5 protein-coding genes are annotated in these 16738 nt (G+C 68.3%); 4 read left to right on the top strand and 1 reads right to left on the bottom strand.

What is annotated here, in order from left to right; all coding sequences use genetic code 11:
- Positions 1–2 precede the first annotated feature (2 nt).
- Complete coding sequence (locus CLU91_RS15880) at positions 3–368, bottom strand: hypothetical protein (protein ID WP_100874930.1); 366 nt, start codon at positions 366–368, stop codon at positions 3–5.
- A gap of 257 nt (positions 369–625) precedes the next feature.
- Here CLU91_RS15880 and CLU91_RS15875 point away from each other — a divergent pair, with 257 nt between their 5' ends.
- From CLU91_RS15875 to CLU91_RS15860, 4 genes are all read left to right on the top strand, one after another.
- Positions 626–1291, top strand: a complete 666-nt coding sequence (locus CLU91_RS15875) for an STN domain-containing protein (protein ID WP_157814710.1) — start codon at positions 626–628, stop codon at positions 1289–1291.
- A gap of 2 nt (positions 1292–1293) precedes the next feature.
- Entirely contained in the window at positions 1294–1851 is a 558-nt protein-coding gene (locus CLU91_RS15870; protein ID WP_100874928.1) for an RNA polymerase sigma factor, read from the top strand.
- Complete coding sequence (locus tag CLU91_RS15865; protein WP_100874927.1) at positions 1844–2791, top strand: FecR family protein; 948 nt, start codon at positions 1844–1846, stop codon at positions 2789–2791. The genes CLU91_RS15870 and CLU91_RS15865 overlap by 8 nt, the downstream gene beginning before the upstream one ends.
- A gap of 199 nt (positions 2792–2990) precedes the next feature.
- Positions 2991–16619 (top strand): filamentous haemagglutinin family protein, encoded by a 13629-nt coding sequence (locus CLU91_RS15860; protein WP_100874926.1) that lies wholly within the window; start codon positions 2991–2993, stop codon positions 16617–16619.
- Positions 16620–16738 lie beyond the last annotated feature (119 nt).

The raw sequence follows: 16738 nt of genomic DNA, 5'->3' as shown, positions 1-16738 counted from the left end.
GGTCAACGCGGCGGCAGCAGCGGGCTGGCGGGCGGCGGCGTGCTCGGGCGCTGCGGCGTGACGGATTTGCCAAAGGCATTGCCCATGCGGTGTTCGAGGGCGGCGCGGTTGTACAGGCCCAGCTGGTTCGACGGGCGCTGCATGACCGCCTCCGCGCCGGACAGGGCAGGCGGCGGCCGGTTCACGGTGTTGCTGTTGGGTAATAATTTTTCACTCAAGCAAGACATCGATTGCGCGCGCTTGCCGTTCACTTCCACTTCCACGCAGCCCTTCTCCGGTGCGGCGGCTTGCACGACGACGGTGTGCTCGTCCGCCTGCGCGGGCAGGGTGGCGCAGGCCAGCAGCAACAGTGATAACAGGCGTGCCATGGCGGCTCCCGGAGAGGTGGATGAGGCGTTCAGCATAGCAAGATCATATGTCGCGGCGATGACACAGGCGGGATGCGGGCTGGCGCCATGTCATGCAGTTGTCATTTTATGAAGCTACCATCCTGCCATTCTGCAGACAACATTGCAGTCAAGACACTTCATGAGCAGGCTCTCGTTGATTTCCCTGGACAATGACACGAATCCACCGCCGCACCGCAAGGGGTAATGCCCTGTCCGCCTGCTTGCTGATGACATTGATGACATTCATGACATTCGCGCGGCCGGCTGCCAGTGCGTCCGGCAATGAGGCCGGCACGCAGGCCACCGTGCGCTTCGACTTGCCCGCCCAGCCGCTCGATGCGGCCCTGGTGGCGTTTGGCGAAGTGACCGGGTATTCCGTGCTCGTCAGCAGCCAGTTGGCGGCCGGCAAAGTGGCCGCGCCCGTGCGCGGCGATTACACGCCGGCCGAAGCGCTGCAGCGCCTGCTGGCAGGCACCCAGCTGGGCGCGCGCTTCAGCGGCAGCAATGCGTTTACCTTGCTGGCGCTGGCCGACGCGCCCGTGGCAGCAGCGCCCGTGCCTGCCGAAGTGACCCCTGCCAGCGCAGCATTGCAAGGCTATGCCGCCATCCTGCAGCGCTCGCTCACGCGCGCCCTGTGCCGGCTGCATCCGGACGCCTTTGGCCGCTACCGGCTGGCCTTCCAGCTGTGGCTTGACGAGCGGGGCAAGGTGCGCGCCGTGCACGTGCTCGAACCGAGCGGCGTGGAACAGCGCGACCGTGCCGTGCTGCTGCGCTTGAGCAGCCTGCTGATCGATGGCGCGCCGCCGGCGGGCTTGCCGCAGCCGCTGACGATTTTATTAACGCCGCGGCCCGACCCTGGCGCCGATTGCGCGCCCTACCTGCAGCTGGCTGGAGCGCCCTGAGCATGTCGGAATTACTCAAAACCACCTTGCGCAAGCTGTTCCTGGAGCGCTACGGCCAGTTTCGCCGCCACCTGCAGCGCCGCCTCGGCTCGGAAGACCTGGCCAATGACGCGCTGCATGAAACGTATCTGCGGGTGGAACGGATGAATACGCCCGAGGCGATCAGCTACCCGTCCGCGTATCTGATGCGTATCGCCATCAACATTGCGGAAGATCAACGCCGCGACAATGCGCGTCTGCTCAGCCTGCCCGACATCGACGACTTGTACGAGATGGCCGATGAATTGGCCGACCCGGCCCGCACCTTCAGCGCGCGCGCCGAACTGGAAGAACTGGAACGGGCCATGCAGGAGTTGCCGAAACGCCGGCGCGCCATCGTCATCGCCGCCCGCGTCGACCAGTTGCCGCACCGCGACATCGCCGAGCGCTTCGGCATTTCCGCCCGCACGGTGGAGAAGGAATTGCGCGCCGGCCTCGAACACTGTTGTGAACGCATGGGACGCGATTTCATCCAGCGCTTCGGTCCCGGCGCGGGAAAAACGTCTAAACATCATGATTGAACAAACGGAAGACGACATGGGTGTCATCCAGAAGGAAGCGCAGGCGTGGGTCGTGCGCCTGGCCTCGGGCCAGGTCAGCGAGCGCGACGCGCAAGTGTTTCGCCACTGGTGCGCGCGCAGCCGCAAGCATGCCAACGCCTTTGCCGAGGCGCGCGCCGTGTGGGGCGCCATGGCGCCGGCCGCGCGCGCCGTCAAGCGGGCGCAGGCGCCCGTCAACGTGGCGCGGCGCGCCTGGCTCGGTGGCGCCGTGGCCGCCTCGCTGGGTTTACTGGTGCTGCGCCCGCCCACGGACCTGTGGCCGGCCGTGGCCGGTCTTGCCGCCGACTACGCCACCGGCACGGGCGAGCAGCGCGAAGTGGCGCTCGACGGCGGCGTGCTGGTGCAGATGAATACGCAGACGCGCCTCGATGCGGCGCCGCTGCAGGATGGCGCCGCGGCGCTGGTGCTGCTGGCGGGCGAAGCGGAATTTCAGGCCGGCTTGCGCGGCGCGGCGCGGGTGCGCGTGCAGGCGGGCGACGGCACGGTGTCGGCCGGCAGTGCGCGCTTCAATATCCGGCTGTTCGGCCAGGAAGTGTGCGTGACGTGCCTGGCGGGCCGCTTGCGCGTGGCGCAGGCCGGCAACGATGCGGAACTGGCGGCGGGCCAGCAGCTGCGCTACCGGCCCGAGCATTTCGGCATCGCCCGCGCGGTGGCAAAAAGCGACGTCAGCGCGTGGCGCCACCGGTTGCTGGTTTTTAAACAAAGCACCCTGGCCGAGGTGGTGGACGAGGTGAACCGCTACCGTCCCGGCAAGCTGATCCTCAATGGCGAGGCTTTGAAACTGACGCGCGTGCAAGCGAGCTTTTCGCTCGACCGCCTCGACGACGTGATCGCCCTGATCCAGGACGCGTATGGCGCGCGCGTGACGCGGCTGCCGGGCGGCATCGTGCTGTTCGGCTGAGCCCCGCCTTGGCGCTCCGCCTTGGCGCCCCGAGGTGCTCAGCCAATTATGACATTTTCATGACCTTTTGCAGTCCCGGACCTTGTTCCCTGTCAATGCTGCTGGAAGCCGCGAATCAGTGCCTGCCGCCCGCCCCGTGCGTGCCGCGCGCCCTTTCGCGATATCGGTCAGCAACGGAACATGAAAAGGGAATGTCGCCATGCAGCGAAGCAAGTCGGTCACGAAACACGCATCCTCCTCCGCCATGGCGGGCAGCCACCACGGGCGTCCGGTGCGCCTGAAACCGCTGGCGCTGGCCATCGCCATGCTGCTGCAGGCGGGCGGTGCGCAAGCGCAGCAGCCGTTCAGCGGCGCCTGGTTCGCGGGCAAGGGCGCGCAGCAGGGCACGGCCGCCACCACGGGACGCTTGCCGAATGGCCAGCCGGCCACCTCGCTGAACAATCCTTTGCTGCAGCAGCAAAAGGCCGAAGGCAAGCTGCAGCAATCGCTGAACAACCTGTTGCTGGCCGCGCGCGGCATCGCCGCCGAACAGGCGGTGCAGGCGGCTGCGCGCCAGGCGGCACTGGCCGCCGGCGGTGCGCCCGATGGCCTGGTCAAGGGCGGCTTGCAGGTCGACACTAACAGCCTGACGGCGGGCTGGCTCAACGCCCAGGGCCCCGTGCAGAGCCAGGCCGACGGCAAGACCGTCGTGCAGGTGGTGCAGACGGACGACAAGGCGATTTTGAACTGGGAAAGTTTTAACGTCGGCAAAAACACCACCGTGCAGTTCGAGCAGAAATCGCACTGGTCCGTCTTGAACCGCGTGAATGATCCGCTGGCGCGCCCCAGCCAGATCCAGGGCCAGATCAAGGCCGACGGCACGGTGATGATCGTCAACCGCAACGGCATCGTGTTTACGGGCAGCAGCCAGGTCGATACGCGCAACCTGGCGGCCGCCGCCATGGGCATGAGCGACAGCCAGTTCAAGAGCGGCCTGTACGGCAAGGCGCAGGGCGCGGGCGCCGTGCCGACCTTCGCGAATGATTTGTTGCTGGGCCAGAATACCTTTACGCATGGCAAGGCCGAGGCCGACGTCGTCGTCGCCGCCGGCGCGCGCATCGACACGCGCAAGCCGCAAACGGTGACGGAAGGCGGCGGCTATGTGCTGCTGGCCGGCCGCAGCGTCGACAATGCGGGCGCCATCACCACGCCGAATGGCCAGACCACGCTGGCCGCCGGCGACGCCATCGTCGTGCGCCCGGGCCAGGGCACGGACAAGAACCAGCATTCGAGCACGCGCGGCAATGAAGTCGAGATGCTGCGCACGGCCGGCAGCGGCGCCGGCGCCGTCGTCAACCGCGGCTTGATCCAGTCGGCCGGCGGCGACATCACGCTGAGCGGCAACACGCTGCGCCAGGACGGCATGCTGCTGTCGAGCACCTCCGTCAACGGACGCGGCGCCATCCACCTGTCGGCGGCGGGCGAGGACGCCAAGGTCACCATGGGACGCGGCAGCGTCAGCGCCATTTTTATCGACGACAACGGCGCCACGGCGCTCGACGTGCAGCGCGATACCTTGCTGAAAGACACGGGCAAGGGCACGGACACGCCGCTGGACCGGCGCGACCAGTCGCTGGTGCGCATCGTTTCGGCCGGTAACGTGGAATTCGAAGGCGATTCGCTGACCCTGGCCACGGGCGGCCAGGTGCTGGTCGACGCGGCCCGCCGCAGCCACGTGGCGCGCGACGCCGCCATCGACGTCTCCGGCGCCGTCGGCGTGAAGGTCGACATGAGCAGCAACAATGTGCTGATCAATGTGCAGGGCAACGAACAGCGCGACGCACCTGGCAGCCGCGACGCGAAATACCTGAACAACAGCGACGTGTGGGTCGACCGCCGCGATCTGGTGCTGGTGCCGGCCGGCACCAATGGCTACGCCACGGACCGCTGGTACACGGCCGGCGGCCTGCTGGAAGTGAGCGGCTACCTCAATACCAGTGGCCACGGCATCGGCGAGTGGGCGGCCCAGGGCGGCACCGTCGGCTTTGGCGGCGGCGAAGTGGTGACGCAGGCCGGTTCGCGCATCAATATCGCCGGCGGCTCGCTGGACGTGCAGACGGGCATGGTCAGGCAGACGTGGCTGAAGGGCGCCGATGGCGCGATGTACAAGCTCAGCACTGCCCCCGGCGACAATCTGTACACTGGCTTGTACCGCGGCTTTGAAAGCACGCATGCGCGCTGGGGCGCGAACACGACGGAAACCTATGCGAATGCCTTGATCGGTCCGCGCGAACGCCTGGAAAACGGCTACACGGTGGGCCGCGATGCGGGCCGCCTGATCGTTTCCACGGGCGCGGCCGTGCTGGAAGGCGATATCGACACGTCCGTGTTCCAGGGCGAGCGCCAGCAGCGCAAGCGCGATGACGGCATGGATAGCTACAAGCAGGCGCAGACGTCGGCGGCGCGCGCCGGTCAATTGATCGTCGGCAAAATGACGCCCGTCTTCGACACGAAGGCGGGCCAGCTGCGCGACAGCCCGCAAGCCGTGCTGGAAAAAGTCGAGATCGGCAAGGTGGCGCCTGTTGCCGATGGCCAGCTGCTCACTGAAGCCTTGCCGGCCGCGCGCAGCAAGACCTTGCAGCTCGATGCGGACTGGCTCAATGGCCTGGAACTGGGCGCCCTGAATATCTACGCCTACGACAAGCTCGACGTCAACGGGGACGTGCGCGTGGCCGATGGCGGCGACGTCGCCCTGCACGCCACCGACGTGGCCATCAAGGCGAACGTGAGCGCGCGCGGCGGCAGCATCGCCGCCGGTGACATCATCTCGCGCTACCTGGCGAATGCGGGCGCGGTATGGGTCGAAGGCAAGCTGGTGCCGGACAACCGTCCTGCGGGAACGGCCGGCGTGCGCGTGGCGCCCGGCGTGCGTCTCGATGCGCGCGGCCTGTGGAGCAACCTGGAACTCGATCCGGGCGCGGTCGCCGGCTTGCCATATGTGAATGGCGGCAAGGTCACTCTGAAAAGCTCGGGCGGCGTTGAGCTGACGGGCGGCAGCGTCATCGACGTCTCGTCCGGCGCGGCCCTGATGAGCAATGGCAGCCTGCAGGGCGGGCGCGGCGGCGACATCACCCTGGCGGTCGATCTGCCGACGGAGAAAGCGTCGACGGGCGCCTTGCTCAAGCTTGACGGCGAGTTGCGCGGCCATGGCGTGAAGGGCGGCGGGCGCCTGGTGATCGACAGCGGCACGGCCGTCAGCATCGGCGGCAAGCTGCAGGGCGGCGACGTGCTGGCGGCGGGGAGCAGCGCCCCCGTCGGCCTGCGCCTGAGCGATGAATTTTTGATTGCCAAGGGCGAGAAGGTCCCCTTTGATTTCGCCATCATCACCAGCCTGATCAAGCCGGGCCAGACCTTGGCCAAGCCCGTGACGGCGGATGTGTCGATGCAGAAACCGCTGGTGCTGGGGGCCGACTTGCTGGTGCCGCAGGGCGCGAGCTTCTTCATCAACGGCACGGCGTATGTCTGGGGTGGTTCCATCGTTCCCGCCGGCAGCGTGGTAACGGCCATCAACGGTCTCACTACAGGTTTCGAGGTCTCGGCGGCGGTTTTTCCGAACGGCTTGCCGATTCAGCCAGTGACGACGCAGTATGCGGCTGGCAGCGTCGCCACCGACGACGTGCGCGCGCCGCGCGGCATGCTGCTGCCGACTGGCATGGTGCTGGGACGCGATGTTGCCGTCCAGCCCATGCTGGCGCTGGGCGCGAGCCTGTTCCAGAGCGGCTTTGCCGACTACGCCATCACGGGCCGCGATGGCGTCGTGGTGGTCAAGGATGCGCAGATCGATGTCGCGATGCCCGTGCTGCGTTTCAATCCCGCCACGGGCCACACGGTGGCGGGCGGTACCGATCCGGCTGCAGCGCTGGAACTGTGGACGCCACAGCTGTACCAGGAAGATGCGCGCAAGGCCCGTCTGACGCAGCGCGCCGGCGCCAACCTGTCGCTGACGGCCGGCAGCTCCTACGTGAAGGGGGCCCTGGCGGTGCAGGAAGGTGCCGCCATCAAGGTCGATCCGGGCCGCCAGATCAGCCTGACAGGCAATGACCAGATCACCATCGACGGCCGCCTCGACGCCTGGGGCGGCAAGATCGCCGTCCTGCCCGGCACGTTTGGCACGGGCAATGAGGTGGATGTGCCGAACGGCAAGGGACAAGCCACGTCGATCTGGATCGGCGACAAGGCCGTGCTCGACGTCGCCGGACGCGCCACGGTCGCCACCGACATGCGCGGCGACCGCTATGGCCGCGCCGACAAGGGCGGCAGCATCGAAATCGGTGCCCGCTACAAGGCCGACGCCGCCAGCGTCGACGCGGCTGACGCCTTTGTCGTCGTGCGGCCTGGTGCGCTGCTTGACGCCAGCGGCGCGCAAGCCACGCTGGACTTGCCGAACCAGGGCGCCGTCAACGTGGCCGGCAACGGCGGTTTGATTGCGCTCAGTTCGTATAACGGCATCTTTGCCGATGGCACCCTGCGCGCCGTGGCCGGTGGCGCCGGTGCGGCCGGCGGCACCCTGGCGCTGGCGCTGGACACGCCCAATTATGGCAAGGTCAACCGCTACGACTTGCAAGGCGACAACGTGGACAACGCGGTGCGCGTGCCGCGCGAACTGCAGCTGGCGCAGGTGCAGGGCGACAGCGCCTTGCCCGAGGACTTGCGCGCCGGCCAGCAGGATGCGGCGCTGCGCTACGGCAGCGCGCGCCTGGGCGCCGACCGCGTGCAGGCGGGCGGTTTCGACAACCTGGCCCTGCATGTGAACGGCATGCTCAGTTTTGACGGCGACGTCAAGCTGTCGCTGGGCCAGAGCCTGCGCCTGAGCGCCACCTCGCTGGGGCTGGCGCAGCAGCCTTTGCCTGATGGCCAGGACAAGGCGGGCAGCCTTGCCAGCCAGGTGCACCTGGCGGCGCCGTACGTGCGCCTGGGTACGGCCGTGCGTGCGCAGAAGGACGATTACATCGTGCCCAATGCCGTGAAAGGTTCGAAGAACCTGGGCAAGGGACGCGGCATCCTGGGCGTGCCGCTGGTGGCCGAGGATTCCCTGCTGCAGATCGATGCGGGCATGCTCGATATCGCGGGCGAGGTCAACATGGGTACGCGCGGCACCATCGCGCAGAGCAGCGGCGCCGACCTGGTGGTCGAGCGCGATGCCTTCGAGCAGCTGACCCTGAACAGCCGCGGCGACATGCGCCTGTCGAACAGCGCCGCCCTGTACCAGCCCGGCAATGCCACCCTGGTGGCCGCGCAAATCTACCCGGCCACGGGCGACAGCGGCATGGTCACGGTGGGCCAGCAGAGCGGCATCGACGAATACGGCAACCTCCGCGTCACGCTCGATCCGCTGCGCACGCTCAATATCGGGCGCAGCGGCGACGGCGCCACGCCAAACCAGCCGTTCTCCGTGTTCGGCACCCTGAGCCTGGTTGCGCCCACCATCAACCAGCATGGCGTGCTGCGCGCGCCGCTGGGCCAGATCAACCTGGGCGCCGAAGGCTTTGAAGCCAATACGGGCCGCGTCAACCTGTTGCCTGGCAGCCTGACCTCGGTCAGCGCGAAAGGCTTGACGATGCCCTACGGCGGCACGCTCGATGGCTTGAGCTACCTGTATGACGGCAACGATGTCGTCTTCAAGGGCGTGGGCAACGGCCCCGAGATCGCCTTGACGGGCGCCGCCATCGACGTGCAGGCCGGCGCCGTGCTCGACATGTCGGGCGGCGGCACCTTGACGGGCGCGGCCTTCCTGGCCGGACGCGGCGGGTCCACCGACGCGCGCCTCAATCCGCTGGTGCAGATGAAGCCGAACGGCGGCTTTACCTTGCCCGGCCTGAATACCAATCCCGTGTACGCCATCATTCCCGGCGTACAGCCCGACGTGGCGCCTTTGACGGCCGAGCAAGGCGCGGGCCAGCCCGCCGTGGGACGCCAGATCACCATAGCGGCGGGCGTGCCTGGCCTGGCGGCCGGCACCTATACCCTGCTGCCATCGAATTTCGCCCTGCTGCCCGGTGCTTTCCGCGTGGAATTGAATGGCCTGGCCGGCGCCGTCGAGACGGGCGGCACGATCGCCATGCGCAACGGTTCGTTTGCCACGGCGGCGCAGACGGGCGTGGCAGGCACGGCGATCCGCGACGTGGTGGCGCAGCAAGCGATCCTGACGCCGGCCGACGTGCTGCGCAGCTATTCGCAATACAATGAAACGGGCTATGCCGCCTTTGCCGTGGCGCAAGCCACGCGCGACGGCGTGCCGCGCGCCGCGCTGGAGCGCGATGCCAAGGGCGTGCGGGTGCAGCTGATCGCCCCATCCGTGCACAGCGTCAAGGATAACCACACGCCGTTGATGATGGATGGCAGCGCCCTGTATGCGCCGGCCGAGGGCGGCTTCGGCGGCTCCCTGTTGCTGGGCACGGGCAACCATGCGTCGACGCGCTACGAAGTGCTGGCCGACGGCACGGCGCCGCTGGCCGATTTCGATGGCGTGTCCGTGCATGCGTCGCAGATCAATGCCTTCGGTGCTCAGCGCGTGGGCATCGGCGGCTTGCCGCGCGTGAACTACAGCGATTTTGGCACGGGCAGCAACCAGCACGCCAATATCGCCGCCATCAAGGAATCGGCGGGCGGCATCGTGCTGCGCGACGGCGCCGTGCTGAAGGCGGCCGAAGTGTTTCTGGTGACGGCGAGAAAAGACGACGGCATCATCCTGGAGCAGGGCTCCGGCATCAATACGCTGGGCCGCGGCAAGGCCGCCTGGGATTCGCGCGATGGCTATGTGTACGAGCCCATGGGCAGCGTGCTGGCCGTCTCGAACGGCTGGCTGGACATGCTGCCGGCCGCGCCGCCGTCGTCCGAATCGTATGGCCCCGGCATCATCGATATCGGCGCCTGCACGAAAGTTGGCGGCGCCTGCGGCGGCAGCACCTCGCTGTATTCCGAGGGCACCATCGCGGCCGTGACGGAGCGCGCGTTTACCCTGCGCGACAACGTGCGCTACGGCACGCGCAACCTGGTGCTGGGCATGGGGGCGATCAATGTCGGCAGCGAGGCGTCGCTGGCGGACGCCAGCGCCCGCGGCGCCTTGCCCGACGGCCTGGCGCTGAACCAGGGCGTGCTCGACCGCCTGCTGCGCGGCGACACCAGCACGGGCGCACCGGCGCTGGAAAGCCTGGGTTTGACGGCGCGTAATTCCTTCAACTTCTATGATTCGTCGCAACTGTCGACCATCGATGCGGCCACGGGCAAGTCCTCGCTGTCGCGCCTGGTGCTCAATACGCCGGCCATCTACGGCTATGGCGGCACGGACGCGCTGGCGCGCATCCACACGGACACCCTCGTGTGGCAGGGCGCGACGAATGCACCGGGCGCCGTGGTCGCCAATGGTCCCGGCACGGGCAGCGGCCGTTTGCAGGTCGACGCCAGGCGCATCGAGTTCGGCTTTACGCCGGACAGCCGTCCCGACACCATCCATAACCTCGACCGTTTGATGCTGGGCTTCGGCCAGGTGGCGTTGAATGCCAGCGAACAGCTGACGGCCAACAACAAGGGCAGCCTGTCCGTCTACCAGTCGCAAAGCGCGTGGGATACGGCCACCAATGGCTACCGTTACAGCGGCGGCGATCTGCTGATCAACACGCCGCTGTTGACGGGCGCGGCCGGCTCCGTCAACCGCCTCACGGCGGGCGGCGCCGTCAAGGTGAGCGCACCGGCCGGTGCCGCTGCCGCCACGCCGACGAATGCGGCGCTGGCCGGCGCCCTGGGCGCGGAAGTGGCGCTCAGCGGCAACAGTGTCAGCGTCGATACCTCGGTGGTTCTGCCAAGCGGAAAGCTGACCCTGTCGGCCGAGCGCGATGTGCTGCTGGGCGACAAGGCCAAGCTGGACCTGGCGGGCCGCAAGATCGATTTCTACGACACGAGCAAGTACAGCTGGGGCGGCGACGTGATCCTCGACAGCCGCGCAGGCGACGTGCGCCAGGCGGCCGCTTCCGTGATCGACGTGTCGGCCGTGAACAACCGCGCCGGCAAGCTCAGCGTGGTCGCCACGGGCGACGCGGCAGGCACGGCCGACTTGCGCGGCAGCCTGCTGGGCGGCGCCAGCGGCCATTATGACGCGGGCGGTACCCAGGTGCCGTACGCGGCGGGCGGCGTGGAGGTGCGGGCCCAACAGATCGGCGACTTCGCCGGCCTGAACCAGCGCCTGAACACGGGCAAGGTGTTCGGCAGCCGCAGCTTCCAGCTCAAGCAGGGCAATCTGACCATCGGCGACGAGCTCAAGGCACGCGAAGTGAGCGTCTCCGTCGACGGCGGCAGCTTGACGGTGAGCGGCCGCATCGACGCCAGCGGCGAGCAGGTGGGCAGCATCCGCCTGGCCGGTCGCGACGGTGTCACCATCCAATCCGGCGCCGTGCTCGATGCGCACGGCACGGTGCTGCGCACGGACAGCTATGGCCAGGTGATCGAGGCGCCGAACCGCGCCGTGATCGAACTGGCCGCGCCTGGCGGCCGCCTGACCCTGGAAAGCGGCGCGCGTTTCGACCTGCGCAGCGGAGACAAGGGCGGCAACTACGGCAGCATCGACCTGAACGCGCGCCGCCTGGGCGGCGCCACGGGCGACGACATCGACATCGACGCGGCCGGCGCGCTGAACATCGCCGGCGCGCGCACGGTCAACGTTAATGCCTTCTGGCAATACAAGGATGCGCCGGCTGGCACGGGCAAGGATGCGGACGGCCGCAGCTACCAGAGCATCAACCAGGCTTACCTGGACGAGAAACACGCGGACAGCCAGGCCTTCATGGCCCACGCACTGGCCAACGGCAACTTGATGGACAACAAATTGCGCGGCTTGCGCGGCGACGCCAACGCTTTTCACCTGCGCCCCGGCGTCGAGATCGTCAGCGCCACGCCGGGCGGCGACCTGCATATCGATGGCGACATCGACCTGTCCGGCCACCGCTACGACGGCGTCAACCCGCTGGCGCGCCTGAGCGGCGTGTACGGCTCGGGCGAGGCCGGTGCGCTGGTGCTGCGCGCTGGCGGCAAGCTCAGCGTCTTTGGCAGCATCACCGACGGTTTCGATACCAGCGCCCTGCCAGTCACGGTCGATGACAAGGGCTGGCAGCTGGTGAAAGGCCGGCTGCCGTGGGGCGGCGAGGTTGTCGTGCCGCAAGCGGGCCTGGTGACCCTGGCCGAGGACACGTATTTCAAATCGGGCACGAGCGTCAATTTCGCCGTGCCGATGAAAGCCATGGAGTTGCGCAGTGGCACCTTGCTGGCGGCGCGCGCCACCTTGACGGCGGAGTTGAATCTGCCGGCAGGCAGCGTGCTGGGCGGCGCCGTGCGCAATGCCGACGGCAGCGTGCTGTACGCGGCTGGCACGGTCTTGCCAAAGGCGCTGACCTTGTCGAGCGGCATGCAGCTCGATGCCGGCCTGCGCCTGCCTGGCGCGGCCAGGGTGGCGGCCATGCTGTGGCCGGCGAACGTGGCCCTGCCTTTCCCCGAAGGCAGGCCGTGGGATGTGGCCGATGCCACGAATGCCGTCAATGGCGTGGTGCTGGCCTCGGCGCTGGCGCTGGACAAGGGCAGCGTGCTGCCCGCCGGCACCGTGGTCAAGCTGCCGGGCGACGTCACCATGGTGTCGCTGCGCAGCGCGGATGGCAGCGGCAGCCAGGGCCGCAACCTGGCGCTGGCGCCCATGCTGGCCCAGGGTTCGCAAGCGTGGTCGCTGCGCCTGGTGGGTGGCGCCGATACGGCGGCCGCCGACACGCGCGCGCTGAAGCCGCATGCGAAGGACGCGCATCTGATGCTGGCCGATGCGCATTACGGCATGGGCAAGGTGACTTCCATCAAGCCGGGCACGGGTTTGCCGGCCAAATATATCTACAGCGATGCGGCTATCGCCGAGGGCTACGGACCGGGCGACGTCAATGTCGAAGACTTTGGCGGCGAGGAAATCATGCTGGAGTACTTTGCGCACTTTGTGATCAAGGTGGCGGAGGGCACGCCGCCCGTTGAGGTGATCAGCGTGGAGCCGGCGCGCCAGCCCCTGTTCAGCGTGCTGCGCACGGGCACGGGCGACCTCGATTTGCTCGCTGCGGGCGACTTCGACATGCGTTCCCTGTATGGCGTCTACACGGCGGGCACGCAGTCGGCCTCGCCGCTGGTGGGCGGCAAGGACCTGTTCAATCTGCCGCGCGCGCGGACCGTCAAGGGCCAGCTGCTGGGGACGGACGGCGATGCCTTCATCCCGTTCGTCGACGGCGGCAGCCAGAGCCTGTACCGCGCCTGGTATCCCGAGCATGGCGGCAACCTGCTGCTGCGCGCCCAGGGCGACGTCAAGGGCGATACGCTGGCCGCCTCCGTCAGCCGGCGCGAAGACGCGATCGGCTGGCTGCGTCCACAGCAGGACACCAGCGACATCGGCACCTGGCTGTGGCGCCAGGGCAGCGGCAGCACGGGCGGCGGCGTGCCGACGGCATGGTGGATCAACTTCGGCACCTATGTTCCGGGCACCGAAGGGGCGGACCTGTATTCGGGCATGCCTTTCCTGTCGGGCTTTACGGGCATCGGCACCCTCGGTGGCGGCAATCTGCTGCTGCAGGCGGGCGGCGACGCCGGCATGCTGGCCTCGCGCGCCGATGCGGGCGGCGAGTTCGCGCCGCGCAGCCAGGGCCTGAACGTGGCCGTGGGCAGCACGGGCAGGGTGACGCCGGACGGCAAGCTGCTGCTGACGGGCGGCGGCGATCTCGATATCCGCATCGGCGGCGGGCTGAACCCTGTGGCCGAGGTGCGCAGCTTCGACAGCAATAGCGACCGGCCGAACCCGAACACGCGTTTCGAACGCCAGCTGCCTGGCCTGAACAGCACGCTGACCAACCTGCGCGGCGCGCTGCGCCTGGAGGCGGGCGCCGTGGGCGGCATCGAATTGCGCTTCGACCGCGCCGATCCGAAGGAATCGCGGCCGTATGAAACCTACACGGCGGGTACGGCGATCGCCAGCGGCGGGCCTATCCTGGTGCCGGGCGACAGCGGCGTGCGCATCGATGCGCGCGGCGATGTGGTGCTGGGCGGCGTGGCCGATGCGGGCCGCGTGAAGCAACTGGGCTATGGTTCGCCGTTCAGCTACCAGGGCGTGGAGCGCACCGGCGAAGGCTGGAGCTGGTTCTCGCTGTGGACGCCGGCCACGGCCATCGACCTGTTCAGCGCGGGCGGCAACCTGACGCCCACCTCGTCCTGGATCAATGCGACGGTCGGCGACAACTACGCGCCGTCGGACGGGCGTTTCGTCATGCCGTCCGTGCTGCGCGCCGTGGCCGCCAGCGGCAGTTTGTACTACGGCAATGCCAGCCTGGGCAGGCTGGGTGATGGCGGCAAGGTCGACATGCCGCAAAACGGCGTGATCCTGGCGCCGTCACCGGTGGCGCCGCAGTTTGTCAGGACGGGCGCGGGCCAGCTGGAAATGCTGGCCGCCGACTCCATCCATGCGGCCGGCTATCCGATCACGCAATCGGGCGCCGATCCGCGACTCTTGCCGAGCCCGTTCAATCCCGGTTTCGTCGGTGCCCTGGGCCCGGTGTGGTTCGGCCACTTGCCGCTGCATAACGTCAGCCAGGAGGCGCTGGCGCCTTCAGCGCTGAAATTGCTGGGGGCGACCAGCAACGGCGCCAGCGGTGCGCAGCAGACGTATCCGCTGTTCAGCATGACCCCGCCGACGGTTTCCGATTATGTGCCGGCAGGCCAGTTGCCCGCGCACTTCTATGCCAATAGCGGCGACATCGTCGGCCTGCGCACGGGCGGTATCGTGTACCGGGGCAACCTGAAGGGCGTCAGCGGCGCCCTGGGCCTGTGGTACGAGGGCGGCGGCGCCGTGGCCGTGCGTGCCGGACGCGACATCGTCAACTCCGGCACGCCGCTCGGCAACGTCGAGAGCGTACCGGACGGCGCAGCGGGATGGACCGGCCAGCCCTTTGCCAACAGTCCCGAACTGCCGGAAAAGCCGGTCGTCTTCGGCAGCTCATCGGCGCGCGGCAACCTGTTCGTGCACCGCCATGCCGACGACGTTTCCGTCGTCAGCGCCGGCCGCGACATCCGCTACAGCACCTTCTATGTGGCGGGGCCGGGCCAGCTGAACGTGAGCGCCGGGCGCGATTTGTACATGGCCGACAAGGCGGAATTGCGCAGCCTCGGCTCCATCGTCAATGTCGGCCAGGACAAGCGCGGCAACGGCGCCGGCATCAGCGTGGCCGCCGGCGTGGGCCGCAACGGTCCCGACTATGCGGCCTTCGCGGCGCGCTATCTGGACCCGTCCAGGCTGGCCGATCCGGCCAAGCCGCTGGCCGACCAGGCCGGCAGCGCCGTGTATGTCTACGGCGGCAAGCTGACCCTGGCCGACTGGCTGCGCGGCCAGTTCGCCTACAGCGGCGACGAGGCGGGCGCGTCCGCCTTCCTCGGCACGAAGCAGGCGGAACTGGAAAAGGCCGGCCAGCAGACGGGCGGCGTGCGGCGCGACCTGGCGCGCGAGTATGCGCAGGTCAGCCAGCTGCACCTGGTGAACTGGCTGACGACGCGCTTTGGCGGCGACAGCGGCCTGGGCATCCGTTACGACCCGGCCACCGATGCGCGCAGTTTCTTTGCCGCCTTGCCGAAGGAACAGCAGCAGGTCTACCTGAGCAATGTCTACTTTGCCGAACTGAAGGCGGCCGGACGCGAGTACAACGATCCGGACGGCATGCGCCGCGGCAGCTACCTGCGCGGCCGCGAAGCGATCGCCACCCTGTTCCCATCGCAGGACAAGGCGGGCCAGAAGATCGAGTACCAGGGCGACCTGACGATGTTCAGCAGCGCGCTGTACACGGTCAACGGATACGGCGGCGTGTACACCAAGCGTCCCGTCGCGGGCGTGCGTTACCTGAGTCCGCAGGAATGGGCCGAGGCCGGCCGTCCCGACTACAACGTGCCTTATGTGACCGTCAACGATGCGGGCATCCACACGGATGCCGGCGGCGACATCGGCATCACGGTGCCGGGCGGGCGCGCGCTGATCGGCGTCGATGGCGGCTATGCGCCGGGCGAAGGCTCGGGCGTGCTGACGCAGGGACAGGGCGACATCCAGATGTATGCGAAAGACAGCATCCTGCTGGGCCAGAGCCGCATCTTCACCACCTTCGGCGGCAACATCCTGGCCTGGTCGGCCACGGGCGACATCAATGCGGGCCGCGGCACCAAGTCCACCGTCGTCTACACGCCGCAGCGCCGTACCTACGACAGCATCGGCCTGGTCAGCCTGTCGCCGAGCACGCCGACGACGGGCGCCGGCATCGCCACCCTGAATCCGATCCCGGAGGTGCCGCCCGGCGACATCGACCTGATCGCCCCGCTGGGCAGCATCGACGCGGGCGAGGCGGGCATCCGCGTCTCGGGCAACGTCAACCTGGCTGCCTTGCAGGTGGTGAATGCGGAAAACATCCAGGTGCAGGGCAAGTCGACGGGCGTGCCGACCATCGCTTCCGTGAACGTGGGCGCACTGAGCAACGCCAGCGCGGCCGCCTCGCAAGCCGTGACGGCGGCGCAGGACGTGCTGCAGCGCGAACGGGCCGCCACGCGCCAGGCGCTGCCATCGCTGTTTACCGTGAAGGTGCTGGGCTTTGGCAACGAGCAGGCGGACGAGGGCAGCAAGGGCAAGGGCAGCGAGCCGCAAGCGTCCAGCTACCAGCCGGCCGGCGTGGTGCAGGTGCTGGGCGCGGGGCCGCTGACGGCGCCGCAGCTGCAGGCGCTCACGCCAAACGAGCGGCGCGGCTTGCAGCCGTAAGCGCAGTCCGGGCTTGACGGGAGGCCTTTCCGGCCGCGGCGCCAAGGTCGCGGCCGGAGTTTTATGAACATTTGATGACAAACGTCAGTTCGTGCATGTGGCGTTCGTCTAGGTACTGT

The organism is Janthinobacterium sp. 64, assembly GCF_002813325.1.
Classification (GTDB): Bacteria; Pseudomonadota; Gammaproteobacteria; order Burkholderiales; family Burkholderiaceae_D; genus Janthinobacterium.
Note: the sequence above shows the minus strand (reverse complement) of the source record. Positions and strands in the feature narration are given on the sequence as shown.

Bases quoted from the DNA above. Each gene is read 5' to 3' on its own strand.
- CLU91_RS15860 (WP_100874926.1), top strand. From the start codon at position 2,991: ATGCAGCGAAGCAAGTCGGTCACGAAACACGCATCCTCCTCCGCCATG.
- CLU91_RS15880 (WP_100874930.1), bottom strand. From the start codon at position 368: ATGGCACGCCTGTTATCACTGTTGCTGCTGGCCTGCGCCACCCTGCCC.
- CLU91_RS15875 (WP_157814710.1), top strand. From the start codon at position 626: ATGACATTCATGACATTCGCGCGGCCGGCTGCCAGTGCGTCCGGCAAT.
- CLU91_RS15865 (WP_100874927.1), top strand. From the start codon at position 1,844: ATGATTGAACAAACGGAAGACGACATGGGTGTCATCCAGAAGGAAGCG.
- CLU91_RS15870 (WP_100874928.1), top strand. From the start codon at position 1,294: ATGTCGGAATTACTCAAAACCACCTTGCGCAAGCTGTTCCTGGAGCGC.